Here is a 26,004-nt window from a genome sequence, read left to right as displayed (position 1 = left end):
AGGACGCAGTAACGTGACGACAATTTCCCAAGATTCAGCAGTAACTCTGCACTTTACAATAAAAATGAACGACGGCTCAGTCGCTGATAGCACTCACAGCATGGGCAAGCCAGCCAAACTCGTTATTGGTGATGGAAGCCTGAGTGAGAACTTTGAACAGTGTCTGTTAGGCTTGAGCACTGGCGATAAAGCTGAGATCGAACTAAAAGCCGCAGACGCATTTGGTATGCCAAATCCAGATAATATTCACCATATGGACCGCACAAAGTTCGTTGGTGATGCTGAAGTTGAAGTAGGCACTATTATGGCTTTTTCAGGCCCTGATGGCATGGAAATTCCTGGAATCATTACGGAAATCGCTGGAGACTCGGTAACCGTCGACTTCAACCATCCATTAGCAGGGCAAGATGTCACTTTTGAAGTTGAAATTTTGTCAGTAGAATAGTCAGCCAGAAGTTAAAAAAACCATGAGCAATGAAATGAAAATCCTGTTAGCTAACCCTCGAGGTTTCTGCGCTGGTGTTGACCGTGCCATCAGTATTGTTGAGCGCGCTCTAGAAATGTATCAACCGCCGATTTACGTCCGCCACGAAGTCGTCCACAACCGTTTTGTTGTTGAAGGGCTAAAACAGCGTGGGGCTATTTTCGTCGAAGAGCTGAGCGAAGTGCCAGACGACAACATCGTAATTTTCTCTGCTCATGGTGTATCGCAAGCGGTACGAAAAGAAGCGAAAGAACGTGACCTGACGGTTTTTGATGCGACATGCCCACTGGTAACAAAAGTGCATATGGAAGTCGCCCGTGCGAGCCGCAAACATATGGAAGTGGTGCTGATTGGTCACGCAGGCCACCCGGAAGTCGAAGGTACGATGGGGCAATACGCCAGTGAAACAGGTGGTATGTACTTGGTTGAAAAACCAGAAGACGTACAAAATCTGCTTGAGATTGTTAAAGACCCAACCAACCTTCATTACGTAAGCCAAACAACACTGTCGGTGGATGAAACTGCAGATGTGATTGAAGAGCTACGTCGTGTGTTCCCAGACATCCAAGGGCCACGCAAAGACGATATCTGCTATGCAACGCAAAACCGCCAAGACGCGGTGCGTGATATGGCAGAAGATGTCGAAGTGGTTGTCGTGGTCGGTTCTAAGAACTCATCGAACTCAACTAGATTAAAAGAGTTAGCTGAGAAATTAGGCACGCCAGGATACCTAACAGATTGCCCAGAAGATATTCAAACGGAATGGTTTGACGGCAAACGTAAGGTGGGTGTGACAGCCGGGGCATCTGCACCGGAAGAGTTGGTCAATCAGATCCTAGACCGTATTAAACAAATCGTTGGCACCGAGTCGATTGAAGAGATCCAAGGCCGCGAAGAAAACATGTTCTTCGAAGTGCCAAAAGAGTTGCAGATCAAACAGGTCGATTAACCGCGAGCTTTGGCTTCATCATCATAAAACCAGTACCCGCGTACTGGTTTTTTTATATCTAATTTCTGCATAAAAGAAAGGGCTCCCGAAGGAGCCCTAGTAGCAAACAAAGGTGAAGTTAGCGTTAGGCAGTTTCTGTGACTGCTTGTGGTTTTTCTTCGTCAGCCAATTCTGTCTCGCCTTTTCCTTTTGAGCTTTTAATTACGTATACCGTTACCGCAAGTGAGAACAGGATGCCTGAAATAGTCGAGATTTGCATTGGTAAACCAAAGCCCAGTGTGCTGTTGTTCAAGATGAAAGTGACACACACTGTGGTCATGAATACCGCTGGAATCGTCGTAATCCAGTGCAGTTTGTTGTGACGTAGCAGGTAAGCCGAAGCTGTCCACAGCATCATTACCGCTGTTGTTTGGTTCGCGAAACCGAAGTAACGCCAGATAATGCCGAAGTCTACTTGAGTCAGAACGCCGCCAATCACAAATAGTGGTAGAGCCATGAATAGACGGTTGCGCAGTGTTTTCTGTTCCATGTTGAAGTATTCAGCAAGGATTAGACGGCTTGAGCGGAACGCCGTATCACCTGAAGTGATAGGCAGAATAACCACACCTAGGAAAGCGATAACGCCACCAAACACACCCAGTAGACCAAATGAAGCGCTGTAAACTACGTTACCAGGGCCGCCATTATTCACAGCTTCTGATAGAGCTTCTAGAGAGCCGAAGAAAGACAGAGCAATAGCACACCAGATCAGTGCAATCACACCTTCACCAATCATCGCACCGTAGAATACGAAGCGGCCATTCTTTTCGTTTTCCATACAACGCGCCATCAGAGGTGACTGAGTTGCGTGGAAACCAGAAATAGCACCACACGCGATAGTGATGAATAGTGCAGGCCATAGAGGCATGTCATTCGGGTTTAGGTTCGACAGCATGTCTGAAACCTGGAAGTCACCCATTACAGTGTGCTCGCTAGAGAAAGCAACCGCAGTCATTAGGCCGACAGACATGAAGATGAGCAATGCGCCAAATAGTGGGTAAAAACGACCGATAATCTTATCAACAGGAACGATAGTTGCGATGATGTAGTAAGCGAAGATTGCGACAACCATTGTCGTCATGCTGACATTTAGGCTAGTTTGATCATTGATTAGGTTCGTGATCATGCCCGCTGGCGCTGAAACGAATACCACACCAACAAGAAGTAGCAAGACAATGGCAAAGATGTTCATAAAGTGTTTTGCGCCATTACCTAGGTATCGACCTGTAATAGTTGGTACAGAAGCGCCACCGTTACGGACTGAAAGCATGCCAGAGAAGTAATCGTGTACAGCGCCTGCAAAGATACAACCAATCACAATCCATAGCATCGCAGCTGGGCCGTACAAAGCACCCATAATAGGGCCAAAGATCGGGCCGACACCAGCAATGTTAAGTAACTGAACTAAGTAGACTTTCTTGGTTGACATTGGGACATAGTCAACGCCGTCTTGTTTCGTATGTGCAGGAGTTTGGCGCTTTTCATTGATGCCAAAGATTTTCTCTACGAAAGCACCGTAAATGAAGTAACCGCCTATTAGGGCAGCAACACAGGTTAAAAACCACAACATAACACTCGTTCCTCGGTAAATTTTATAAGCTCAGGGTCGATACTACGCACCATGATGACAATCAGCATTCACTAATAAAGTGAGTGGTCGTATTGAGTGTTGAGTGGTAATTAAGGTGATTGAGTGGTTTTTGCGATTGGTGAGTGGCAATTACAGACATTTAGTGGTTTAGTTAAATGACATAAACATAATTGTGAAGAAAAACAATGAAAAAACTATGGGTGAGTTTGTTGGCTTTGTCTTTGGCCGCGTGTGTCGCCTCGACTGAGCAGTTAGCAGAGCAAGGAGACTGGTATCAAATAGGTTACCAAGATGGTCTGTCTGGACATACGCAGCGGTCGTTTAACAACTTGGCGTCACTGGGGAGTGCCAATCAGGGTGAGTATGAGCAAGGCTACCTTGTGGGTGTAGAAGAGTACTGTAATGCCGATTTTGCCTATCAAATGGGGCTATCTGGGCAATATTATGAAGGTGTGTGTGAAGGCACAGCACAAGCACAGAAGTTTCGTATGGAATGGCAAAGAGGCTGGAACGAATACAATCAATAAGTTGCTAAGATAAAGCAGGGATGTTTGCTCCCTGCTGTCATTAGGTCAACGTTTGGAATTTAGCTATTTTGGTGGCTTTGTACTGCCTTTCTTAAAAAACCATCTTGAGCATGGAGCTGTTTACGAGCCTGCTCGACATCCATCCCCGTTAGAATCATCAAAATAGCCAGCTTTACGTCGTAGCCTGTTTTCACCAAGGTTTCCGCCGCTTCACAACTCTCACAATCGGTGGCCTGCATTACAATGCGCGCCGCACGAGCAACCAGTTTTTTATTGGTTGCTTTGACGTCCACCATCAGGTTTTGGTAGCTTTTTCCGAGCCGGATCATAGAGGCGGTCGTCAGCATGTTAAGGACTAACTTTTGCGCCGTACCTGACTTGAGACGAGTCGATCCTGTTAATGCTTCTGGGCCGACGACTGGGCTGATTGCGATTTGCGCAATATCAGCGATGGTAGAATCGGGGTTGCATGACAGCGCTACCGTTGCCGCGCCAATGGTATTGGCATATTCCAAGGCACCTATAACGTAGGGAGTGCGGCCGCTGGCAGCGATACCTACCACAACGTCGTCCTGATTAAAGCCAATGGATTTGAGATCCTCCATGCCAAGTTCCATAGAATCTTCTGCCCCTTCTTGGGCTTTCAAAATGGCTTCTGGTCCTCCCGCAATCAGGCCGATGACCATGCCGTCAGAGACACCAAAGGTTGGCGGGCATTCTGAAGCATCCAATACGCCTAAGCGTCCGCTGGTTCCGGCGCCAACGTAAACTAATCTGCCGCCTTTTTTAAACGCGGTGCTAATCGTATCGACAGCTTGGGCTATCTCGGGCAGTACTTTTTCAACGGCGAGTGGCACGAGTTTATCTTGCTGATTAATACGCTCAACAATCTCCAGCGAGGAGAGTAAGTCGATATCCATGGTTTCTGGGTTACGCCCTTCAGAAACTAAATGTGAAAGCGCTGAGATGAGAGCATCGTTAGTCATAGTGATCCTTATTTGTCGGCAAAGTACATAACGCCAAGAGAGGCTGGGCGGCTTGCTCCCGTGACTTCGGGTAAGTTGCTTGGCAGGTTATGAACGCGGCGATAGGCCAGCCAAGCAAACGCCATCGCTTCCATATTGTTGCTATCGACCCCTCTCGATTCGGTCGGCGTTACTTGCCATTCTGGCAGCAATTCACTCAACCTTTGTATGAGAAGTGGATTATGCACACCACCGCCACACACCAACAACTCTGGTTTTGAGCCTTCTGTGTACTGCGTGACTTCATTGGCAATTGTTAATGCAGTGTACTCGCAGAGTGTCCGCTGGACGTTTTCGGTACTGAGGTTGAATTGAGAGAGTTTATTGTCCAGCCAAGTCAGATTGAATAGTTCGCGGCCTGTGCTTTTTGGGGGGCGTAGATTGAAGTACTTCTCTTCAAGTAGTTGAGCGAGTAGTTCATCATCTACCGTGCCTTTTAGCGCAAACTCGGCATTCTTATCGAACTTCTTGCCCCAATGGCGTTGGCACCAGGCATCCATCAACATATTTCCTGGGCCCGTGTCATAGCCAATCACAGGTTGGGTAGGGCGAAGCACTGAAATATTGGCGATGCCGCCAATATTGAGTACCACAACGCTAGATTGTTCAGAGGTAAAGATCGCCTGATGGAAAGCAGGCACAAGCGGCGCACCTTGGCCGCCCAACGCCATATCTTTACGTCTGAAGTCGGCGACTGTATCTACTCCGGTTCGAGCGGCAATGATGTTGGCGTCTCCCAATTGCATGGTAAACGGGGCGTCTCCCGTTGGCTGGTGGAAGACGGTTTGGCCGTGATTTCCGATAGCCGAAATATGCTCTTTCAGATAGCCAGAGTGAGCAATCAGGTGATTGACGGCATCTGCATATAAATGACCCAGTTCATGGTCGATTTGGCCAATTTCGACTAAGTTGGTTGGCTGACCAAGACAAATATTCAGCACCCGTTCTCGCAAATTATCTGGGTAAGGGTAGTCTTGAGAGCAAAGTAGCCGAACATCGTCACCTTCAATTTCGACCAGCGCGGTATCTACGCCATCCAAACTGGTGCCAGACATCACACCGATATACAACTCTTTTGTTCTCATGCTCAATTTTTACACCTACTGACAACTACCCATTGTAAACAGAGGATAATCCTAATAACCTCAGCCGCATAGTGAAAATCATTAAAATTAGCTGGGTTAGGAGAGATTATGGGACCGTTGTGGCTTGATGTAGAGGGCTGTGAGTTAACCGCTGAAGATAAAGAAATTCTTGAGCACCCAACGGTAGGTGGGGTGATTCTTTTTTCGCGCAACTATCATGATAATCAACAGCTTCTGGCCTTGAACAAATCGATTCGTCAGGCTGCCAAACGTCCTATTTTGATTGGTGTTGACCAAGAGGGAGGCCGAGTGCAACGTTTTCGCGAAGGCTTTTCGCTCATTCCTGCCGCTCAAGAATACGCTAAGCATAACAACGGCGAGCAACTAGCCGAGCTTGGTGGCTGGCTAATGGCGGCAGAACTGATCGCCCATGATATTGATTTGAGTTTTGCTCCGGTCTTGGATAAAGGACATGAGTGCAAAGCAATCGGCAACCGCGCTTTTGGTGAGGATGTTGACAGCATTATCCGCCACAGCACCGCTTATATGCAGGGGATGAAATCTGTCGGCATGGCAACCACCGGTAAGCATTTTCCCGGCCACGGTGGTGTGATTGCAGACTCGCACTTAGAGACGCCATACGATGAACGGGATGATATTTTTGAGTTAGATATGCAAGTCTTTCAAGCGCAAATTGATAGCGGTATTCTTGATGCCATGATGCCGGCTCACGTCGTGTATCCGCATTATGATGATCAGCCTGCAAGTGGCTCTGAATATTGGTTAAAGCAGATCTTGCGTGAAAAACTTGGCTTTAGAGGCATTATTTTCTCTGATGATCTGACGATGGAAGGGGCGGCGATTATGGGCGGTCCTGCAGAGCGGGCGCATCAGTCTCTGGTCGCCGGTTGCGATATGCTGTTGGTGTGTAACCAGCGCGATGCGCAAGTCGCAGTATTAGACAACTTACCAATCCTGGAAACTCCCGCCGCAGAGGGATTACTTAAGAAGCAAAGCTTTACCCTGCCTGAGCTACAAAGTAGCGAGAAGTGGAAGCAAGCCTCAGAAGCGATGAAACGTTTACTCGACGTCTAAAGATAACCTTCCCAAGAGCCACTGTTGTGGCTCTTATTAATGGAAACCGAGCAACTCTTTGAGAGTTTTTAGGTAGCGGCGGCTGACTGGAATTGGGTGGTCGCTTACTGTGATGATCTCGGCTAGGCCATTCTCCAGCAACTTGATTTCTTTGATCATTTTTACGTTCACCAAAAACTGACGGTGGCAGCGTACCAATGGGGTTTTTTCTTCAAGCACTTTGAGTGTGAGTTGTGAGGTCGCTTTTTGTTCGTGGGTTTGGATATGAACACCACTAATATCTGTGTATGCGAACTCCACATCCTGAGTAGGTATGATCACAATACGATTGAGGCCAATACAAGGCACTTGATCCAGCGTTTGCGGCGCAATGAGCGAAGGGTGGGGTTGGCCTTTTTGCTCTGACTTGATGAGACGTTTGACGGTTTTTTCAAGCCGTTTGGTATCGACAGGTTTTAACAAGTAATCGAACGCGTTGTCTTCAAATGCTTGGATGGCGAACTCATCGTAGGCGGTGACAAACACCACTTTTGGCATCGTATCGGGATCGAGCATACCAAGCAGTTCAATACCAGTGATTTGTGGCATCTGGATATCAAGAAAGACAACGTCGGGTTTTAACTGATTGATCTTTTTTAACCCTTCAATCGCATTGCTCGCGTGGTCGATCACTTCAACCTGTCCCGTTTCTTCCAGTAGTTCCGTTAAATCTTCTCGGGCGAAAAGTTCGTCATCTATGACTAAAGCTGAAAGCATGTTCATACCTTAATACGTGTTTTGATCAGGAATGATAAAGCTCATTCTGGTTAAGTGGTTAGGCTCAACTTCGACTTTAAGTGCCGAAGTGTGGCCAAATTTGTTCGTCAGCCTTTTATCTACAATTTGCATTCCAAGGCCAGCGTGGTCGTCTTTGGGGGCCACATAGCTGCCCGCATTGTCTTCTACAATAAGTCGGTAACCGCCTTGCACCATTTTACTGTAAATGCGTATATGTCCGCCTTCCAACAAATTGGAAACCCCGTGTTTAATCGCATTCTCCACCAATGGCTGCAGCGTAAAAGTGGGCAGCTTACGGCTTAGTAGCGAATCATCAATATCGATATCGACTTCTAATCGGTCGGTAAAGCGTGCTTTCTCTATAGTGAGGTAGGCATTGACGTGCGCTAGCTCTTCTTTGAGGGTTACGGTATCAATGTCTTGCTTTAAGTTACTGCGGAAAAAGTGCGATAGATGTTGAATAAGCTCACGCGCCTTAGCCGGATCACGGCGAACCACGGCACTTATTGTATTCAAAGCATTAAAGAGAAAATGTGGGTTCACTTGCGCTTGCAGAAGTTTAATCTCTGCTTGTGACAGTAGTTCTCTTTTTTGCTGATAGTCACCAAATAGAATCTGGCTCGATAGCAATTGCGCGATCCCCTCTGCCATAGCCATATTGATGGTTGAGAAGAGCTTTCGCTTAGGCTCGTACAGCTTGATCGTACCGATCACCTTATCACCCGCTCGAAGAGGGATGATCAGCGCACTACCTAACTTACAGTCAGGCGATATTGAGCATTGGTAAGGCTTGTCTTTACCATCGAGATAGATGATGTCGTTTTGACTGATTGCATCCAAAGTGCTTTGAGATGAGATTGGCGTTTCGGGTCTGTGGTGGTCTGCACCAATTCCGACGAAGGCTAGAATCTTTTCGTGGTCGGTGATGGAAACGGCGCCTACATTGGTCTCTTCATACACAATACGTGCGACTTTTTCGGCGTTGGCGGTATTAAAGCCAGTAATAAGAATACCAACGGAACGTTCTGCGATGTTCAAGGCGCGTCGAGAAAACGTAGCAGAATACTCTTCAAAAATGGTTTTGCGATCCTGAAGGATGCTCATAAACAACGCAGCGCCCACCGAGTTGGTAATAATCATCGGTGCTGCGATAGCGGAAACCAGTACATACGCTTGATCAAATGGCTTGGCCACCATCAAGATGATCGCCATCTGGATGATTTCAGCCACAAGCGTAACGCTGAATACCACACTTGGGTTAAACAGTTGTTCTCTTTTGCCCTTACGCAAATAGTAAGTGTGGAGCAAGCCGCCTATCAGCCCTTCGGCTGTGGTTGAGATTGCACAGGCCAGGTCGGTAAAGCCACCCAGAGTGTATCGGTGAATCCCTCCCGTCAAACCAACGAAAAAGCCCACGACAGGTCCGCCGAATAGGCCGCCCATCACCGCGCCCATTGCGCGAGTATTGGCGATAGCGTCGTTTATCTGCAAACCGAAGTACGTTCCCATGATACAAAACAGAGAAAACAGTACATATACGCTAACTTTATGACTGACTCGGCTAGAAATATTCAGCAGAGGAAGAAAGATGGGGGTTTTGCTCAGCATATACGCTAAGACAAGATAGACACACATCTGTTGTAGTAAGGAGAGGACGAGATCCATAGCAATTTCAGTCAGTGGTTTTGGGTTATTTTAGATAACTTCTTTTATAGAAAGTATCCTTATCTTGTGATTTTATTCTTAAGTTCAAGATTACCATTGGTGTAAGAATAAATTTACACTTAATGTTTTTTATTGTTTACAGTTGAAATATATATTTAGATTGTTATTGTAGAGTTATTCACCGCTTGAGATGAATGGAATGCTCAGGTGTAAAATATAATATACAGGCTAGAAGTTATGCAAAGAAGTGAACTTAGTAACATCAATATCAGTGATGAGCAGGTTTTAATCACACCTGATCAGCTAAAAGCAAAGATCCCACTGAGCAGTAAAGCAAGGAATTTTATCCAAGAATCTCGTCAGACGATCGCGGATATTATCAATAAGAAAGACCACCGCCTGTTGGTGGTTTGTGGGCCTTGCTCTATCCATGATGTAGAAGCGGCGAAGGAATACGCGCTGCGCCTTAAAGCTCTGTCAGAGCAACTGAGTGATCAACTGTATATTGTTATGCGCGTTTACTTTGAAAAGCCTCGTACTACGGTTGGCTGGAAAGGGTTAATCAATGACCCTCATCTAGATGGCTCATTTGATATTGAGCACGGCCTTCACGTGGGTCGCAAACTGTTGGTCGATCTGGCTGAAATGGACATTCCGTTAGCGACAGAAGCGTTAGATCCGATTAGCCCGCAGTACTTAGCCGATACGTTTAGCTGGGCAGCGATTGGTGCCCGTACTACGGAATCACAAACTCACCGTGAAATGGCGAGTGGTCTGTCGATGCCAATTGGCTTTAAGAATGGCACCGATGGTAGCTTGGCTACCGCAATTAACGCGATGCAGGCGGCGTCTTCTAGCCACCGCTTTATGGGTATCAACCGTGAAGGTCAAGTCGCGCTTTTGACTACTCAAGGCAACCCTAATGGTCACGTGATTTTACGTGGTGGCAAGCAGACGAATTACGACTCTGTTTCGGTGACGGAGTGTGAACAAGAGATGGCTAAAGCCGATCTGGATGCTTCACTTATGGTCGATTGTAGCCATGCGAACTCGCGTAAAGATTTCCGCCGTCAACCTCTAGTAGCGGAAGATGTTATCCACCAAATTCGTGAAGGCAACAAGTCTATCATTGGGCTAATGATTGAAAGCCACATCAATGAGGGTAATCAGTCATCAGATATTCCTTTGCAAGAGATGCAATACGGCGTATCTATTACCGACGCTTGTATTAATTGGGATGCAACTGAGGCACTATTGCGTCACGCACACAAAGAATTAGTACCGTTCTTGGAAGACCGCCTGAAAGGGTAAGCAGTAGAGATAACAAGGAATATAAATGGCTGTTGAACTTAACGAGTTACGCGATCAAATTGACGCAGTAGATAAGCAAATCTTAGATTTACTCTCCCAACGCTTGGCGTTGGTTGAGAAAGTCGGTGAAGTTAAGAGTGAACATGGCTTACCTATTTATGCTCCGGATAGAGAAGCAGCCATGTTGGCTTCTCGCCGTAAAGAGGCAGAGAAGAAGGGCGTTCCCCCTCAATTGATTGAAGATATTCTTCGCCGCACGATGCGAGAGTCATACGCCAGCGAGAAAGACTCAGGCTTTAAATGCTTGAACCCTGAATTGCGTTCGGTTGTGATTGTGGGTGGTAACGGTCAGTTAGGTGGGTTGTTTGGACGCATGTTTAAACTATCGGGTTACCAAGTCAAAGTACTTGGCAGCCAAGACTGGGATCATTCGGATGAGATCTTGCATGATGCTGGGCTGGTGGTTGTGACTGTACCGATCCATCTGACTCAAGGTGTTATCGAAAAGCTAGGCAACTTGCCAGACGACTGTATCTTGTGTGATTTAACCTCGATTAAGTCTAAACCGCTTCAGTCAATGATGACTGTGCATAATGGACCTGTTGTCGGTTTGCACCCTATGTTTGGCCCGGATGTACCAAGCTTGGCGAAGCAGGTGATTGTATACTGTGATGGCCGTGGAGAAGAACAATACCAGTGGTTGCTGAAACAGTTTTCCATTTGGGGAGCAAGTTTGTGCAATATTGATGCATCGGAGCACGATCATGGTATGACGCTGATTCAAGCCTTGCGTCACTTTACTTCGTTTGCATACGGTCTGCATCTAAGCCGAGAAAATCCAAACATTGATAAGCTCTTACAGTTGAGCTCGCCTATCTACCGCCTTGAATTAGCCATGGTAGGGCGCTTATTTGGGCAAGATCCGAATCTCTACGGCGATATTATTCTTTCATCAGATGAAAACATTGAAATGATCAAACGTTTCCATGCCTGTTTTGGCGAGGCGTTAGAAATCTTGGACAGAAAAGACAAGCAGGCGTTTGTTGAGAGCTTTAATAATGTTGGTCAGTGGTTTGGTGAGTACTCGCAGCAATTTATGAACGAAAGTCAGAACTTGCTCAAACAAGCGAACGATTCCATCCATCGCGGATAAGATAAAAGCCAACTCTGATTCAAATAAAAAAGCTGCCATTGGCAGCTTTTTTATTATTTATTGAACGCTGACGTTTTCGACTGGTTTCGGTACGTCTTCATTTTTTACCGTACTGACCGAGTCATCCACGTAAGGGTTGTTCGTCAGGTTGACTTGTAGTCGTACTGTATTATCAATCAGCTGCACTAACGGTGCCCACTTAACCGTCTTTTCTTTTTCAAACAGATAGTTAAAGTTTTCAGGCGTCCACTGCATGGTGTAGTAAGGGTTGAGTGGTCGACCCAAAAAACGGACTTCGTAGTGAAGGTGAGGCCCGGTAGAGTTACCTGTTGTGCCACAATTCCCGATCAGGTCTCCTTTACTGATGAACTGGCCACTGCGAACTTTAAATCGAGATAAATGCGCATAGGTGCTGGTGAAGCCATATGAGTGTCTTAACGTTAAGTAGTTTCCGAACCCTTTTGAGCTAGGTCTTACGGACTCAACCACCGCATCCGCAGGCGCATAAATTGGGTCCCCTCTGTCACACGTGAGGTCGATGCCTTTATGGATATGAACTATCCCAGAGATAGGATTGGTACGGCGGCCATAGTGAGAAGAAATGCGATCATAATCGAGCGGGCTATCGTTTGGGATCATACGAAACAGGGTCGCACGCACTGCAGAGTCGATAGCTGCCGCGTCGATCCGGTTTTCCAAATTGCCTTCTTCAGGCGCAAATGGGTCGGCGATCCCTAGTACGGCTTCGACATCGTAGACGCGTCGGCCTAAGATGTTGATCATACTGTTCTTATCTTCCAGTTCTTGAGATAAAGAGTGAGTGGTTCCCACTTGCTCAGTGTAGAGCTGTTCTAGGTCGTTTTTTTCTTGTTCGACTTTGCTCAGTTTATCAATCAGAGTGTCGTACTTCTCTTGGGCGGCAAGTTCTTGTGTCCAGTTGGTATAGACGTACCCAGTTGCAGCGGCTAGAGCTAAGAAAGCCGTTGAGAGTAGCGCTTTACGTGATATATCAAAAATCTGAGTTCCCTCAGACTTCGGCACTGAAATGGTTATTTTTTTAGACATACTATTTTCGTTAGGGGGATTCACCCAGATCCGACAAACTCTCAATATCTCTATGAAGAAGTTCGTCATCTCCTACATTTAATTCAACTAAACGTTTTAGGTGTCCGATACTGTCAATATCAATATGATCAATGCTCAGACGAATCATATTATTATTAACTCCAACCACATTCGCGATGAGCTGGATCGTGACATCGCTTTCAGGAAGCGTAAACGTTACATTCACTTGCTCGGTATCTTGCAATACCGAAGAGTGTTCACTCGTCAGCAGTAATCCGTGTAGTGATAGATCACAAATAGACGCGCTGAGTGTGTTCAACCCTTGAGTAATGACGGCTGGCATACGATATACAATACGTGAGAAATGGCGTCGTTCTTTCATAACGGTCCTCTGAGTCTGATTCATTACACTATCAGAATAAAAGTAGTTGCTATGCGGAACTGTTCTCAATCTTTGTTATCGCAAAAATGCACATTTTCCCGTAATTCGAGCAATATAACAAAAGGCCGCTAATTTAAGCGGCCTTTGCATAGATTTCAAGCGTATTATTTTGTAATACGTTTGTATTTGATACGGTGTGGTTCCGCTGCTTCTGGACCGAGTGTCTTCTTCAGCCAGTCCATGTACTCAGTGTAGTTGCCTTCGTAGAAGTTCACCTGACCTTCATCGCGGTAATCGATGATGTGCGTTGCGATACGGTCTAGGAACCAACGGTCGTGCGAGATAACCATGGCACAACCTGGGAACTCTAGTAGCGCTTCTTCAAGTGCACGTAGCGTTTCAACGTCAAGGTCGTTGGTCGGTTCATCGAGTAACAGTACGTTACCGCCCGCTTTAAGTAGTTTAGCAAGGTGAACACGGTTACGCTCACCACCAGACAGTTCGCCAATCACTTTTTGTTGATCGCTGCCTTTGAAGTTAAAGCGAGAGCAGTACGCGCGTGCTGGGATCTCGAAGTTGTTGATCTTAATGATATCAGCGCCTTCTGAGATTTCTTGGAATACCGTGTTTTTGTCATTCATTGAGTCACGGAATTGCTCAACAGACGCTAGCTTCACGGTATCACCCATTTCGATAGTGCCTGAGTCTGGCTGCTCAGTACCACTTAGCATCTTAAACAGGGTAGATTTACCTGCACCGTTGGCACCAATAATACCGACGATAGCACCTTTCGGAATGCTGAATGACAGGTCGTCGATCAGTACGCGGCCATCAAACGATTTAGTCAGGTTATTGACTTCGATAACCTTGTCACCTAGGCGGTCACCTGGCGGGATAAACAGTTCGTTGGTTTCGTTACGTTTTTGGTGATCGGTGTTTTGCAACTCTTCAAAGCGCGCCATACGTGCTTTAGATTTCGCTTGACGACCTTTCGGGTTTTGACGAACCCATTCAAGTTCTTTCTCGATGGTCTTCTGACGAGCTTTCTCTTGAGACGCTTCTTGTTGTAGACGCGCGTCTTTTTGCTCTAGCCAAGAGGTGTAGTTACCTTCCCATGGAATACCTTCACCACGGTCAAGTTCAAGAATCCAGCCCGCAGCATTGTCTAGGAAGTAGCGGTCGTGGGTAATCGCCACAACAGTACCTGTATAGTCAACAAGGAAGCGTTCTAGCCACGCCACTGACTCTGCATCCAAGTGGTTGGTTGGTTCGTCTAGCAGAAGCATATCTGGCTTTTCTAGAAGCAGGCGACAGATCGCCACACGGCGGCGTTCACCACCTGATAAATTGCCGATCTTTTGATCCCATTCAGGTAAGCGAAGGGCATCAGCTGCGCGCTCTAGAGCGTTTTCTAGGTTGTGACCGTCTTTGGTTTGGATAAGTGCTTCAAGTTCACCTTGCTCTTTTGCTAGTGCGTCAAAATCAGCATCAGGTTCTGCGTAAGCTGCATATACCGCATCAAGGCGTTTCAGCGCGTCTGCTACGTCAGCAACCGCTTCTTCAACAACTTCACGAACTGTTTTTGATTCGTCAAGCACTGGCTCCTGTGGCAGATAACCCACATTTAAGCCTGGTTGTGGACGAGCTTCGCCGTCGATATCAGTATCTATGCCTGCCATGATGCGTAGAAGGGTTGATTTACCCGCACCGTTCAGACCTAGAACACCGATTTTTGCACCAGGGAAAAAGCTCAGAGAGATGTCTTTTAGAATTTGACGCTTAGGTGGAACAATTTTGCTCACCCGCGACATGGTATATACGTATTCAGCCATTGCCGATCGTTCCTAACATTTCAATTCACGTAAACGGCTATTCTATACCATGACGCTTATGTTTGTTACTCCCGAAAGGTGCTAAGTGGTAAATTGATAACCATTATCGATAGTTTTGTATCTTGTGTTTGGGGAAACCACGGCAATTGTCACAGTTGTGTGAATTTACATTGAATTGCTTTACGGCCGTTAAAAGCGATCCGTAGAATGAGCAGTCTTTAGTGATTTTTTTTATCATTCTCAATAGGAAGAGAATTTACCATGCTGACGTTTTTTAAGTCGCTACATCGCATTCCTTCATCGATGGTCGTGGTTGCCTCGGTGGTTTGTAGCGCAGGTTATGCCACAACTTCAATGGCGACAAATCTCTCGCACCAAAGAGAAGTGTACGATCAAGCACAAGACTTGCTTGACCAAAAACAAGTCGATGAATATCAAAGCATCCGCGGCCAGATTGCGGATTACCCGCTGACCCCTTACGTTGACTACCGTGCATTTTTAGTCGGTTTGTCAGAGCGAACGCCGTCGGAAGTCACGCAATTCATTAATACGCACAGTGATTTCCCTTTTTCTGGTCGCATTAGTGCACCTTATATCAGCAGTTTAGCGCGTACTAATCAGTGGCAGACGTTATTGGAGTTCCAGAAAACAGAGCCAAGAGGCGAAACGTACCAGTGCCATTACTATACGGCGATGTTCCATCAAGGGAACAAGACAGAAGCCTTTAAAGGTGCGCAAAAGCTATGGTATTCGGGCCGGAGTGTCTCAGACGCCTGCGACCCTTTATTCAGTGCATGGAATGAAGCTGGCTTAAGAACGGATGAACACGTAATTGAGCGTATGTTACTTGCGTTTGAAGCACGCAATGGCGCAATGATGGGCTATTTGACCAAGCTATTGCGCTCTAAAGAAGCGAAGCAGCAGGCTCAAGTGATGACCTCTTTGTTTAATAACCCAGAGTCCGTACTGGAGTTTGCCAAGAAGCAATCTGCAACGTCTTTCTATCAAAAGCAAACGAAGCTTGGGTTAAAGAAATTGGCGCGTAAAAATGTAGGGCAAGCGCAGCGTATATTTGAGAAAGTGGTGAAAGCGCAAAAGCTGGCTCAAACCGATGCGCAGGAACTTGCTGATTACATAACGTTCCGATTAATTAATACCAGTAACCAAGCTTTAATTGGTTGGAGAGACAGCAAAATAGCAACCTCTAATAACCGTTCATTGGTAGAGAGAAGAGCTCGCCTTGCAATCCAGCATGGGGATTGGAAAGGTTTACAAAACTGGATCAGTCTTTTACCTGACGACGCGCAGCAATCTTTACGCTGGCAATATTGGCTAGGGCGCAGTGAAATCGAAACTGGTCAACAGGTGGCTGGTCAACAGCGTCTGGAGTCAATTGTCGGTAAACGTAACTTTTATAGTGTCGCGGCGGCGACAGAGATTAAACGCTCAATAGATTACCCGGTATCAACTGTTGAGCTAGATAAAGCCTCTATCCAACCATTTAACACCTCTTTGGCACGTATTGAAGAGCTGATTGAACGAGATAAGATCGCAGCGGCGAAAAGTGAATGGCGTTGGCTGTTATCCAAAGTTGATGAAGAGCAGAAAGAGATGTTGGCTGCGTATGCGTCTTATAAGCGCTGGCATAACCTATCTGTCACCGCGAGCATAGAAGCAAAAATGTGGGATAACCTACAATTAAGGTTCCCGATTGCTCACCACTGGTGGTTTAATTTCTATGGTGAGAAACATAGCATTGATCCAATCACACTGATGTCTTTGGCTCGTCAAGAGAGCGCGTTGGATGTAGAAGCCAGATCGCCAGTTGGGGCACGTGGCATCATGCAGATTATGCCTTCAACCGCCAAATATACCGCGCGCAAATATGAGATAAACTACAGTGGTAGCGATGAGCTGTACGAAGTGGGTAAAAACATCGAAATTGGCAGCCATTATCTGAAAGGGTTGTTAGAGCAGTACGATAACAATCGAATTTTTGCGCTTGCGGCGTATAATGCTGGCCCGCATCGAGTTAAAACATGGCGTAAACGGACTCAGGGTCAATTGGATGCCTACTCATTTATTGAGGCGATTCCATTTAATGAAACCCGAGGTTACGTCCAGAATATCTTGATGTTTGAAACCTATTATAGAGACCTAATGGGTGTTGATGGCGCTTTCTTAAATCAAAACGAAATCAACACCAGGTACTAAAAGCCTAGGCGGAGATTAGATGGCGACAGAACCTGAGTACACTGAGTGGCAGCAAATTCTAGATTTGGTCAAAAGTAGCACAGAGACTGATCAGCACGAGATGTTGCTGACCATGCTTTTAAGTCCGGATGAAAGAGAGTCTTTGATATCAAGAGTGAACATCTTTCGTGAACTACTGAAAGGTGAGCTTTCTCAAAGGCAAATCAGTCAGATGCTCGGTGTCGGTGTTGCGACAATTACTCGTGGTTCGAATGAGCTTAAGTCGAAATCGGATGACGAGAAGAGTGAAATTTCTCAGTTGTTAGAAAAAAAATAAAGGTGCCATCGGCACCTTTATTTTTATCTATTTCTTTAGCACGACTAGCTGAATAACCTTAAAGGTTTGAAGGAAAGTGTTCAGGGTTGGTAAATGGGATCAGCGCCAGAATTAACGCTTGGTGGTAGACGCTGCTTCGCGTGAGCTGGTCTTGGGTCAGCAAGCTTATAGCGCCGCCCTTTTGCTTAATGTTATCGGTGCCAAATACATCGTCCATAACATCACCTAACTCATTCGCGTAACGTAGCTTTTCAATCACAACGGGGGGCAGCATTAAACTCGCTGAACGGGATTCCCCTCTGTGAGTTTGAGATTCAATAACCATCCAAGCAAAAGTCACACTTTCTTCAATGCCTGCTTCTAAGCCCACATAGTAATCGGCACTTTGGCACTCTACTTTGGCATTCTTAACGCGATTTAATGCCCCGAGATGGGTTTCGTTGTTACTCATCGGTTGATCGGCGACTTCGCTGTCTACACTGACGCCTATAAACTCAAATTCTTGTTGAGCAAAAGTGGCCTGAAACGCACTTTTTACGGCATTGATTTTGGCAGGGTTAAGTGAAGCGACGATCACCTTTTTCACTGTCATTGTTCCTTCCTTCCAGCTTTAAACTAACTTAACTTGGGTTGGTTGCACATTCTCTCTAGGATAGCAACCAAGGACTTTTAAGTGCTTGGTTAGTTTTGTCAGCTCGCTCAGAGCTTGTTGCATCTCGTTGGAGTCTAAATGTGCTTCAAGATCGACGTAGAACATTTCTTCCCATGGGTTACCCATAATAGGACGCGATTCCAGTTTCATCATGTTTATGCCGTAACGCTGAAGTACTAACAGCGTTTCTACAAGAGAGCCTGCCTCTTGAGACGTTGACATGATCAGGGTCGTTTTAGCTGGGATTTGCGATGAGACTTCCACGGGCTTGCGGGCTACCACGATAAAGCGAGTATGGTTTTCTGTTTGGTTAGCAATGTTACCTTGAATGGATTGTAAGCCGTACAATTTACCACTTGATGCGTTGCCAATCGCGGCCACATCATCACGATTGAGTTCTTGCACTTTTTGCATGGCGTCAGCTGTACTGGCGCATGATTCAAGCTTCACACCTTTAAGCTTGCTCAGAAACTCACTGCACTGCTGGTGTGGCTGAGGGTGTGAATACAGGGTTTTAAGGTCTTCTAGGCGAAGCTCTGAAGTGGCCACTAAGCAGTGTTCGATTGGCAGTGTGAGTTCACCGACAATGTATAACGTAGTGTGTTGGAGAAGGTCGTAAACTTCATTAATTGAGCCAGAGCTGGTGTTTTCAATCGGTAGAACGCCAAAGTCCGCATGCCCAGATTCAACCGTATGCGCGACGTCTTTGAAATGTTCGCAGTTGAGTTCAATTAACTCGGTATTCTTCCGGCTGAAGTACTCTCTGCTGGCAAGATGAGAATAGGAGCCTCTAGAGCCTAAGAAGGCGACTCGGGCAAGTGGTTTTCGGCTTAATTCAGGGTTTGCGAGGTTTTGCAGATATGCTTGTTGAAGAAGAACAGAATCTTCAATAATGGTATGGAACAGTTTAGTAATGTACTGGGCGTCCAATTCGTATTTATCTTTACCTGCATTAATCAGTTTTACTAGCAGTTGTTGCTCACGAGTGGCATCACGAACAGGTTTTGATGTCTGAACTTTGCTTTTGGCAACTTCAATACTCATTTTTCTACGCTCAGATAGCAGCTTTAATAATTGATCATCGAGCTCATTTAACCTTAAGCGAATTTCTTCAAGCGAGTATTTTTGTTCAGTCATCCTGTATTCCTTAAATAAAAAAAGCCTCCCTTTTGGGAGGCTTCCTGTTCGTTTTTGACTTATCTTTCGAAAACGAGAGAGCCTCCAAACCTAGTGGAGAAAAAAGAAGTCAAAAAAGAACAGGTTGGTTGTTGTCATAAATCGTTACTTTTTAGTGAAGTCCTACCCACAATAAGCAACCACTTAGAGAGCGTCAAGCAAAAAAATAGCGCCTTTCGGCGCTATTTTTCTATTCCTCTCTAATCCGCTTGGTTAGGTAGAGTTTATTCTTCAATTTCCGTCTCTTCTTCTAGCTCAGGCTTATCTGCTCTTCGAGCTTCTGGTTTGTGACGTAATTTGTTTAGCTGACGTTCCAGTTTCTGTTCTACCTCATTAACGGCAGCGTATAAATCTTCATGTGATGATGATGCAACAAGTTTGCCTTTAGGTACGGTAATCACAGCTTCAAATTTCTTCTGTTTGTTTGGCTCCTCACTGAAGCTTGCCTGACAACCGATGATGTCTACTTGCCACTTTTCCAGCTTTTTAAATTTGCTCTCGATGTGAGCACGGATTGCAGAGGTAATGTCGATGTTTTTGCCAGTGATGTTTACTTTCATAAATGTTTTCCTCTGTGTCATCCCTTATGGGTTAACTCCAGATTACTTATCCGAGCGTATAATAATGTGATATATATCACTCTTTGCTTGGGTGTTTTCGGCATTAAATTTAAACGTGATCTATCTCAAAGAGTCGGCCTGCTTTGATACAAAAATGCTTGTGAAAGGAAAAAATCTCATTAGATTGGGAGTAGTAAGGTACTAAAAATCATCTGTTTTTTAGCGGCTTTATTCGGCTTAATAAAGACTGGCGACTAGATATTGAGCAACATAAAATGTGAATTATCTTCCAGATATTTTTAGCACTTCATCCAGCCGTTCTCTTCTATCCTTTTCTGAACCCTACTCGTAGGAAGCTTCTTACCTTTACTTCCGATTCAACGGGTTGTACTAGAACTAGAGATCTGTTTTGTAAGCATAAAAAAACGCTCATATGTATGAGCGTTTTGTTTTTTTGGGAGTGCTTAAAGTGGGTTTAGCTCTATTAGCTTTTCAGTGCGTTTGACAGCATCTTGTAGCCCAAGAGCTTTGTAGGCGGCTAATTGAATTTTTAGCGATTTACGCGCAGCCTCAGTATCTGGGTAGGTTTTCTGCAGTTCTTGGGTTCGCTTAATGGCTGCAATCCATGCTTCGCGGCGGAGATAAAAATCAGCGGTTGCTAAGTCATATTCAGCTAAGCGATTTTTAAGTGCAAACATACGTTTTTGCGCATCTTCAGCATAATGACTGGTAGGGTAGCGCTCTAATAGACGTTTGAAATCCGCAAAGGCTTTTTTTACGGGCTCTGGATCTCGGTCTGCTCTATCAACGTTAAATAGATCATGCATAAAGTTGCGATCTTGCGCCATGTGAGTCAGGCCTCGCATGTAAAGCACCCAATCGAGCTTTTCGTGAGTCGGGTTTAAACGAGTGAAACGTTCGATCGTCGCCAAGCCCAAAGCCAAATCATCATTTTTGTAATAAGCATAGATAAGGTCGAGCTGAACTTGCTCCGAATAGGCACCGAAAGGATAGCGAGAGTCCAAAGCCTCAAGCTGACTTATTGCTGATAACCAGTTACCACTTTGAAGCGAAACCTGGGCTTCTGAGTACAGCTCAGATGGCGGTACATCTGGAACGATCTCTTCGCTGCTTGTACAGCCAACCAGTACTGATAACGCCAATAAGCCAGATAAAGTATGCTTTTTCATGTCAGGATTCGATTCCTTGAGATAATTATTTCTGTCGCTTCCGTTACTTTCAGGGCAGTAACAGATACAATGTCCGATAGTATATTTTTCCACAGTAGTGACAATTAGTCTCACAGTTTTTAAAAAAGTTCGATATGGCTCAGCAGATTGTATTAACCAACACAGTAAAAGATAGCCAGTTAGGTCAGCGCCTAGATCAGGCTATTGCCGAATTGTTCGCCGATTTCTCGCGTTCTCGACTCAAAGAATGGCTTTTGGACGGTAAAGTCCAGGTCGATGGTGAAGTGATCATTAAGCCCCGCACGAGAGTGATGGGAGGCGAGGTGATAACTCTGCAAGCGGAACTTGAAGATGAAGAGCGCTGGGAAGCGCAAGATATTCCATTAGATATCGTTTTTGAAGATGACGATATCATTGTTATCAACAAACCGCGTGATTTTGTTGTACACCCAGGTGCGGGCACGCCTGATGGCACGGTACTTAACGCCTTATTGCATCACTATCCAGCGATTGCTGAAGTGCCCCGTGCTGGTATCGTACACCGTCTTGATAAAGACACCACAGGTTTGATGGTGGTCGCGAAAACCGTACCATCACAAACTCGATTAGTGCGTGCATTGCAAAAGCGTAAAATCACTCGTGAGTATGAAGCGATTGCGATTGGTCGAATGACCGCTGGTGGTAAAGTGGAGCAGCCAATTGGTCGCCACTCAACCAAACGAACTCTGATGGCGGTTAGCCCGATGGGTAAGCCAGCGGTGACTCACTATCGCGTAGCAGAGCATTTCCGTGAGCATACTCGTATTCGTTTGCGTCTAGAAACAGGCCGCACTCACCAGATCCGTGTTCATATGTCATATTTGCAGCACCCACTGTTAGGTGATGCTGCGTATGGTGGTCGCGCACGTATTCCATCAGGCGCTACCGAAGAGCTAGCGGAGAAAATCCGTAGTTTCGATCGCCAGGCCCTTCACGCGGTGATGCTAAGGTTTGATCATCCAGTGACGGGTGAAGAACTGGAGTTCCACGCCCCGGTACCTGACGATATGGTAGAAATTGCAGAAGCGCTTCGCCAAGATACGCAAGAACACGGCTTAGAAGAAGAGTATTAATCATGGAAATGATCATCCCTAACTGGCCTGCACCAAGTAAAGTGAAAGCTTTTTCGTCTACCCGATTAGGCGGCTTTTCATCTGCTCCTTATAATGGGTTAAACCTTGGTAGTCATGTTGGGGATGATACAAATGTGGTTGAGAGAAACCGAGAGTTGCTATTTGAGCAGTCACAGATGCCTTCTCGACCTATTTGGCTTAACCAAACTCATTCTTCGGTTGTCTTGGAGTCCAGTACTCCAACAAATATGGTTTTGGATGCCGATGGTCTTTTTACTCAGTCTGCTGGTGTTGTATGCAGCGCGATGACGGCTGATTGCTTACCTGTGTTACTGACTAACACTGCAGGGACACAAGTCGCAGCAGTGCATGCCGGCTGGAGAGGCCTAGCTCATGGAATTGTTGAACAAGCCGTTAAGAAATTTGATGGTGAAGTTATGGCTTGGGTTGGTCCTGCTATTGGTTCAGGGGCATTTGAAGTCGGTCAAGATGTTTTAGATGCCTTTACCTCTGTTGACCCGCAAGCTATCCACGCTTTCTCTGCCAAAGAAAGCGAGGGGAAATGGTTAGCTGATATGAACCTGTTGGTCACGCAAAGACTCAATAAAGTCGGAGTTAACCAAGTTTACTACAGTAATTTATGTACCTTTGAAGACGGCGAGCGTTTTTACTCTTACCGCCGTGACGGTAAAACTGGTCGCCAAGCTAGTTTTATCTGGATCGAAAATGAGTAACCGCATTAATTTTAGGGAAACCTAACATACTCCCCTTGAAAATCTGAACAGACGTAACCATCTTTCATACTGTCAAAAGAATTCTCTTATTTGAGGTTAGGAAGGTAGATATGCGTCTTGATAGGTTTACAAGCAAATTCCAAATCGCAATCTCTGACGCTCAATCATTAGCGTTGGGCCGCGACCATCAATACATCGAGCCAGCTCACCTTATGGTGGCCCTTATGGATCAGGACGGAAGTCCGATTCGTCCTCTGCTTACGATGCTCAATGTTGATGTCACTCAACTGCGTTCTAAGTTAAGCGAAATCCTTGATCGTTTGCCAAAAGTCAGTGGTATCGGGGGGGATGTTCAATTATCTAGTTCAATGGGCACCTTGTTTAACCTGTGCGATAAAGTGGCACAGAAGCGCCAAGATGCTTACATCTCCTCAGAAATATTTTTACTTGCAGCGATACAAGATCGCGGCCCGCTAGGTAAGTTGCTAAAAGAGCAAGGACTAACTGAAGCCAAAGTCGGTGAAGCAATTGATAAAATCCGTGGCGGGCAAAAAGTGAATGACCCGAATGCGGAAGAACTCCGCCAGGCATTAGAAAAGTTCACTATCGATCTAACCGAACGCGCTGAACAAGGAAAGCTTGATCCAGTTATAGGCCGAGACGATGAAATTCGTCGCACTATTCAAGTGTTGCAACGCCGTACTAAAAATAACCCAGTTATTATTGGTGAGCCGGGTGTTGGTAAAACCGCGATCGTTGAAGGCTTAGCACAGCGCATTATCAACAATGAAGTGCCGGAAGGACTCCGTGGTCGACGAGTGCTTGCATTAGACATGGGTGCATTAGTCGCAGGTGCGAAGTATCGGGGTGAATTCGAAGAGCGTTTGAAGTCTGTTCTGAATGAGCTAGCAAAAGAAGAGGGTAATATCATCCTCTTTATCGACGAAATGCATACCATGGTTGGTGCCGGTAAAGGCGAAGGTTCAATGGATGCAGGGAACATGCTGAAGCCTGCATTGGCACGTGGTGAATTACACTGTGTTGGTGCCACAACACTGGATGAATACCGTCAATATATAGAAAAAGATCCGGCGTTAGAACGTCGCTTCCAAAAAGTGCTGGTGGATGAGCCAACTGTAGAAGATACCGTTGCGATCTTGCGTGGGTTAAAAGAGCGTTATGAACTGCACCATCACGTTGAAATTACCGACCCGGCAATCGTTGCTGCGGCAAGCTTATCGCACCGTTATGTTTCAGACCGACAGCTGCCAGATAAAGCGATCGACTTAATCGATGAAGCGGCTTCAAGCATTCGCATGCAAATGGACTCTAAGCCAGAATCATTGGATAAGCTTGAGCGAAAAATTATCCAGTTGAAGATAGAGCAGCAAGCGCTAAACAACGAACACGATGAGGCGAGTGAAAAGCGTCTAAGTATCCTCAATGAAGAGCTGTCGGAGAAAGAGCGTGAGTTCGCTGAGCTTGAAGAAGTATGGAATGCAGAAAAAGCCTCGCTTTCAGGAACTCAGCATATCAAATCTGAACTAGAACAAGCACGCATGGATATGGAGTTCGCGCGTCGAGCGGGTGATCTTAATAGAATGTCCGAACTGCAATATGGCCGTATCCCCGAGCTAGAAAAGCAACTCGACCTAGCGACTCAAGCGGAAATGCAAGAAATGACCTTGCTCCGTAATAAAGTGACGGATAATGAAATTGCCGAAGTGCTCTCTAAGCAAACGGGAATTCCTGTTTCTAAAATGCTGGAAGCGGAAAAAGAGAAACTGCTCCGTATGGAAGACGTGCTTCATAAACGAGTCATTGGCCAAATTGAAGCGGTGGAAGTGGTGTCGAATGCGATTCGTCGTAGTCGAGCTGGCTTGTCTGATCCAAACCGACCAATTGGTTCGTTCCTATTCTTAGGTCCGACCGGGGTAGGTAAAACTGAGCTCTGTAAAACATTGGCGAGCTTTATGTTCGACAGTGAAGACGCGATGGTTCGTATCGATATGTCTGAGTTCATGGAGAAACACTCCGTGGCAAGATTGGTCGGTGCTCCTCCGGGTTATGTCGGCTATGAAGAAGGCGGTTATCTAACCGAAGCGGTAAGACGTAAGCCTTACTCGGTCATCCTCCTTGATGAAGTAGAGAAAGCACATCCAGATGTGTTCAACATTCTGCTTCAAGTATTGGATGATGGCCGACTCACTGATGGGCAGGGCAGAACGGTCGATTTCCGCAACACCGTGGTGATCATGACCTCGAATTTGGGCTCAACGCGTATTCAAGAGAATTTCGGCTCGTTAGATTACGAAGGTATGAAAGAGCAGGTGATGGATGTTGTCAGCAAACATTTCCGTCCTGAATTCCTCAACCGTGTTGATGAGAGTGTTGTGTTCCACCCACTAGGACAAGACCACATCAAGTTGATTGCTTCTATTCAATTGCAGCGTTTAGCGGCGAGAATGGAAGAAAAAGGTTTTGTACTGGATGTATCGGACAAAGCTCTAGAGCACGTTGCGCAAGTAGGCTTTGACCCTGTTTATGGTGCGCGCCCATTGAAACGTGCAATCCAGCAAAGTGTTGAAAACCCGTTGGCAAAAGAAATACTGGCAGGGAATGTTGTCCCAGACAAGCCAATCAAACTGGTTGTAAGTAACGATCAAATAATTGCTCACCAGTAGTTAACACACAAATTAAAGGGCTGACGTTGGCCCTTTTTGTTTGTTTTGAATACGTTTTGATTAAACTGTGACCGAACGGGCGCGGGGTGCGAGTTTTTTTCGCGTTTGCTCTTGTGCGAACCGAATTACACCCTATAATGCGCTCCCACTGGCACAGAAGACGGCTTTAAGCTTCAGGTGTGTTACAGAGGTGAAAACTTTCTGAGAAAATAAATTTAAAAAGTGTTTGACTCTTTAAATTATCTCGCTAAAATTCACCTCCGCTTTGAGATAAAAGGTATCGCAAAGCATTGTTCTTTAACAATATAAATCTATCAATCTGTGTGGGCACTCGTTGATGATAATCCAATTAGAAATTTCCTCTAAATAAAGAGGGGTTTCAAATT

The 26,004-nt window shown here is 45.8% G+C and carries 23 protein-coding genes and 1 other annotated feature; of the genes, 11 read left to right on the top strand and 12 right to left on the bottom strand.

Going from position 1 to position 26,004, the window contains the following annotated elements:
- Positions 1-13: 13 nt before the first annotated feature.
- Together fkpB and ispH are read left to right on the top strand one after the other, a co-directional pair.
- Positions 14-445 carry an FKBP-type peptidyl-prolyl cis-trans isomerase gene (gene fkpB, locus VNE01S_RS08135; RefSeq protein WP_053394111.1) on the top strand — a complete coding sequence of 144 codons (432 nt, stop codon included), beginning with the start codon at positions 14-16 and terminating at the stop codon, positions 443-445.
- 22 nt (positions 446-467) lie between these two features.
- Positions 468-1,433: a 4-hydroxy-3-methylbut-2-enyl diphosphate reductase gene (gene ispH, locus VNE01S_RS08130; RefSeq protein WP_053394110.1), complete on the top strand. Its 966-nt coding sequence runs from the start codon at positions 468-470 to the stop codon at positions 1,431-1,433.
- 124 nt (positions 1,434-1,557) lie between these two features.
- Here the strand turns inward: ispH and VNE01S_RS08125 are convergent, their stop codons facing one another.
- Complete coding sequence (locus tag VNE01S_RS08125; protein WP_053394109.1) at positions 1,558-3,042, bottom strand: carbon starvation CstA family protein; 1,485 nt, start codon at positions 3,040-3,042, stop codon at positions 1,558-1,560.
- Positions 3,043-3,248: 206 nt separating this feature from the next.
- Here VNE01S_RS08125 and VNE01S_RS08120 point away from each other — a divergent pair, with 206 nt between their 5' ends.
- Positions 3,249-3,590, top strand: a complete 342-nt coding sequence (locus VNE01S_RS08120; protein ID WP_053394108.1) for a DUF2799 domain-containing protein — start codon at positions 3,249-3,251, stop codon at positions 3,588-3,590.
- Positions 3,591-3,649: 59 nt separating this feature from the next.
- Here the strand turns inward: VNE01S_RS08120 and murQ are convergent, their stop codons facing one another.
- Both murQ and VNE01S_RS08110 read right to left on the bottom strand, forming a co-directional pair.
- Positions 3,650-4,576 (bottom strand): N-acetylmuramic acid 6-phosphate etherase, encoded by a 927-nt coding sequence (gene murQ, locus VNE01S_RS08115; RefSeq protein ID WP_053394107.1) that lies wholly within the window; start codon positions 4,574-4,576, stop codon positions 3,650-3,652.
- An 8-nt stretch (positions 4,577-4,584) separates the two neighbouring features.
- Positions 4,585-5,700, bottom strand: coding sequence for an anhydro-N-acetylmuramic acid kinase (locus VNE01S_RS08110; RefSeq protein ID WP_053394106.1), 1,116 nt, complete (start codon positions 5,698-5,700; stop codon positions 4,585-4,587).
- Between the two features lie 108 nt (positions 5,701-5,808).
- Between VNE01S_RS08110 and nagZ the strand changes: the two genes are divergently transcribed.
- Positions 5,809-6,795, top strand: a complete 987-nt coding sequence (nagZ, locus tag VNE01S_RS08105; protein WP_053394105.1) for a beta-N-acetylhexosaminidase — start codon at positions 5,809-5,811, stop codon at positions 6,793-6,795.
- A gap of 36 nt (positions 6,796-6,831) precedes the next feature.
- Here the strand turns inward: nagZ and btsR are convergent, their stop codons facing one another.
- Both btsR and VNE01S_RS08095 read right to left on the bottom strand, forming a co-directional pair.
- Positions 6,832-7,551: a two-component system response regulator BtsR gene (gene btsR, locus VNE01S_RS08100; protein ID WP_053394104.1), complete on the bottom strand. Its 720-nt coding sequence runs from the start codon at positions 7,549-7,551 to the stop codon at positions 6,832-6,834.
- A 9-nt stretch (positions 7,552-7,560) separates the two neighbouring features.
- Complete coding sequence (locus VNE01S_RS08095; protein ID WP_053394103.1) at positions 7,561-9,237, bottom strand: sensor histidine kinase; 1,677 nt, start codon at positions 9,235-9,237, stop codon at positions 7,561-7,563.
- A gap of 237 nt (positions 9,238-9,474) precedes the next feature.
- Here VNE01S_RS08095 and VNE01S_RS08090 point away from each other — a divergent pair, with 237 nt between their 5' ends.
- Positions 9,475-10,548 carry a 3-deoxy-7-phosphoheptulonate synthase gene (locus VNE01S_RS08090; RefSeq protein WP_053394102.1) on the top strand — a complete coding sequence of 358 codons (1,074 nt, stop codon included), beginning with the start codon at positions 9,475-9,477 and terminating at the stop codon, positions 10,546-10,548.
- A 25-nt stretch (positions 10,549-10,573) separates the two neighbouring features.
- Positions 10,574-11,701 carry a bifunctional chorismate mutase/prephenate dehydrogenase gene (gene tyrA, locus VNE01S_RS08085; RefSeq protein WP_053394101.1) on the top strand — a complete coding sequence of 376 codons (1,128 nt, stop codon included), beginning with the start codon at positions 10,574-10,576 and terminating at the stop codon, positions 11,699-11,701.
- Positions 11,702-11,758: 57 nt separating this feature from the next.
- On the opposite strand, the gene VNE01S_RS08080 is transcribed toward tyrA, so the two are convergent.
- From VNE01S_RS08080 to ettA, 3 genes are all read right to left on the bottom strand, one after another.
- Positions 11,759-12,766, bottom strand: a complete 1,008-nt coding sequence (locus VNE01S_RS08080; RefSeq protein WP_053394100.1) for a M23 family metallopeptidase — start codon at positions 12,764-12,766, stop codon at positions 11,759-11,761.
- Between the two features lie 10 nt (positions 12,767-12,776).
- A complete protein-coding gene (locus tag VNE01S_RS08075; protein WP_053394099.1) occupies positions 12,777-13,148 on the bottom strand; it encodes a PilZ domain-containing protein in 372 nt (123 codons plus the stop codon).
- 164 nt (positions 13,149-13,312) lie between these two features.
- Positions 13,313-14,980 (bottom strand): energy-dependent translational throttle protein EttA, encoded by a 1,668-nt coding sequence (ettA, locus tag VNE01S_RS08070; RefSeq protein ID WP_053394098.1) that lies wholly within the window; start codon positions 14,978-14,980, stop codon positions 13,313-13,315.
- Between the two features lie 261 nt (positions 14,981-15,241).
- Here ettA and sltY point away from each other — a divergent pair, with 261 nt between their 5' ends.
- Together sltY and trpR are read left to right on the top strand one after the other, a co-directional pair.
- Positions 15,242-17,194, top strand: a complete 1,953-nt coding sequence (sltY, locus tag VNE01S_RS08065; RefSeq protein ID WP_053394097.1) for a murein transglycosylase — start codon at positions 15,242-15,244, stop codon at positions 17,192-17,194.
- A 19-nt stretch (positions 17,195-17,213) separates the two neighbouring features.
- Positions 17,214-17,510 carry a trp operon repressor gene (trpR, locus tag VNE01S_RS08060; protein ID WP_053394096.1) on the top strand — a complete coding sequence of 99 codons (297 nt, stop codon included), beginning with the start codon at positions 17,214-17,216 and terminating at the stop codon, positions 17,508-17,510.
- Positions 17,511-17,568: 58 nt separating this feature from the next.
- On the opposite strand, the gene yjjX is transcribed toward trpR, so the two are convergent.
- From yjjX to VNE01S_RS08040, 4 genes are all read right to left on the bottom strand, one after another.
- Complete coding sequence (gene yjjX / locus VNE01S_RS08055; protein ID WP_053394095.1) at positions 17,569-18,102, bottom strand: inosine/xanthosine triphosphatase; 534 nt, start codon at positions 18,100-18,102, stop codon at positions 17,569-17,571.
- 18 nt (positions 18,103-18,120) lie between these two features.
- Positions 18,121-19,299 carry a prephenate dehydratase gene (gene pheA / locus VNE01S_RS08050; RefSeq protein WP_053394094.1) on the bottom strand — a complete coding sequence of 393 codons (1,179 nt, stop codon included), beginning with the start codon at positions 19,297-19,299 and terminating at the stop codon, positions 18,121-18,123.
- A gap of 14 nt (positions 19,300-19,313) precedes the next feature.
- Positions 19,314-19,435: a sequence feature (Phe leader region), on the bottom strand.
- Positions 19,436-19,562: 127 nt separating this feature from the next.
- Entirely contained in the window at positions 19,563-19,898 is a 336-nt protein-coding gene (hpf, locus tag VNE01S_RS08045) for a ribosome hibernation-promoting factor, HPF/YfiA family (RefSeq protein ID WP_053394093.1), read from the bottom strand.
- A gap of 464 nt (positions 19,899-20,362) precedes the next feature.
- Positions 20,363-21,088 (bottom strand): outer membrane protein assembly factor BamD, encoded by a 726-nt coding sequence (locus tag VNE01S_RS08040; RefSeq protein ID WP_053394092.1) that lies wholly within the window; start codon positions 21,086-21,088, stop codon positions 20,363-20,365.
- A gap of 134 nt (positions 21,089-21,222) precedes the next feature.
- On the opposite strand from VNE01S_RS08040, the gene rluD reads away from it, so the two are divergent.
- The 3 genes from rluD (at position 21,223) to clpB (ending at position 25,618) form a co-directional block, all read left to right on the top strand.
- Complete coding sequence (rluD, locus tag VNE01S_RS08035; RefSeq protein ID WP_053394091.1) at positions 21,223-22,200, top strand: 23S rRNA pseudouridine(1911/1915/1917) synthase RluD; 978 nt, start codon at positions 21,223-21,225, stop codon at positions 22,198-22,200.
- 2 nt (positions 22,201-22,202) lie between these two features.
- A complete protein-coding gene (gene pgeF, locus VNE01S_RS08030) occupies positions 22,203-22,934 on the top strand; it encodes a peptidoglycan editing factor PgeF (protein ID WP_053394090.1) in 732 nt (243 codons plus the stop codon).
- A 110-nt stretch (positions 22,935-23,044) separates the two neighbouring features.
- Entirely contained in the window at positions 23,045-25,618 is a 2,574-nt protein-coding gene (gene clpB, locus VNE01S_RS08025) for an ATP-dependent chaperone ClpB (protein ID WP_053394089.1), read from the top strand.
- Positions 25,619-26,004 lie beyond the last annotated feature (386 nt).

The organism is Vibrio nereis NBRC 15637 (assembly GCF_001591105.1).
Taxonomy (GTDB): domain Bacteria; phylum Pseudomonadota; class Gammaproteobacteria; order Enterobacterales; family Vibrionaceae; genus Vibrio; species Vibrio nereis.
The sequence above is the reverse complement of the archived record's forward strand: the minus strand, read 5'-3'. Positions and strand labels throughout refer to the sequence as shown.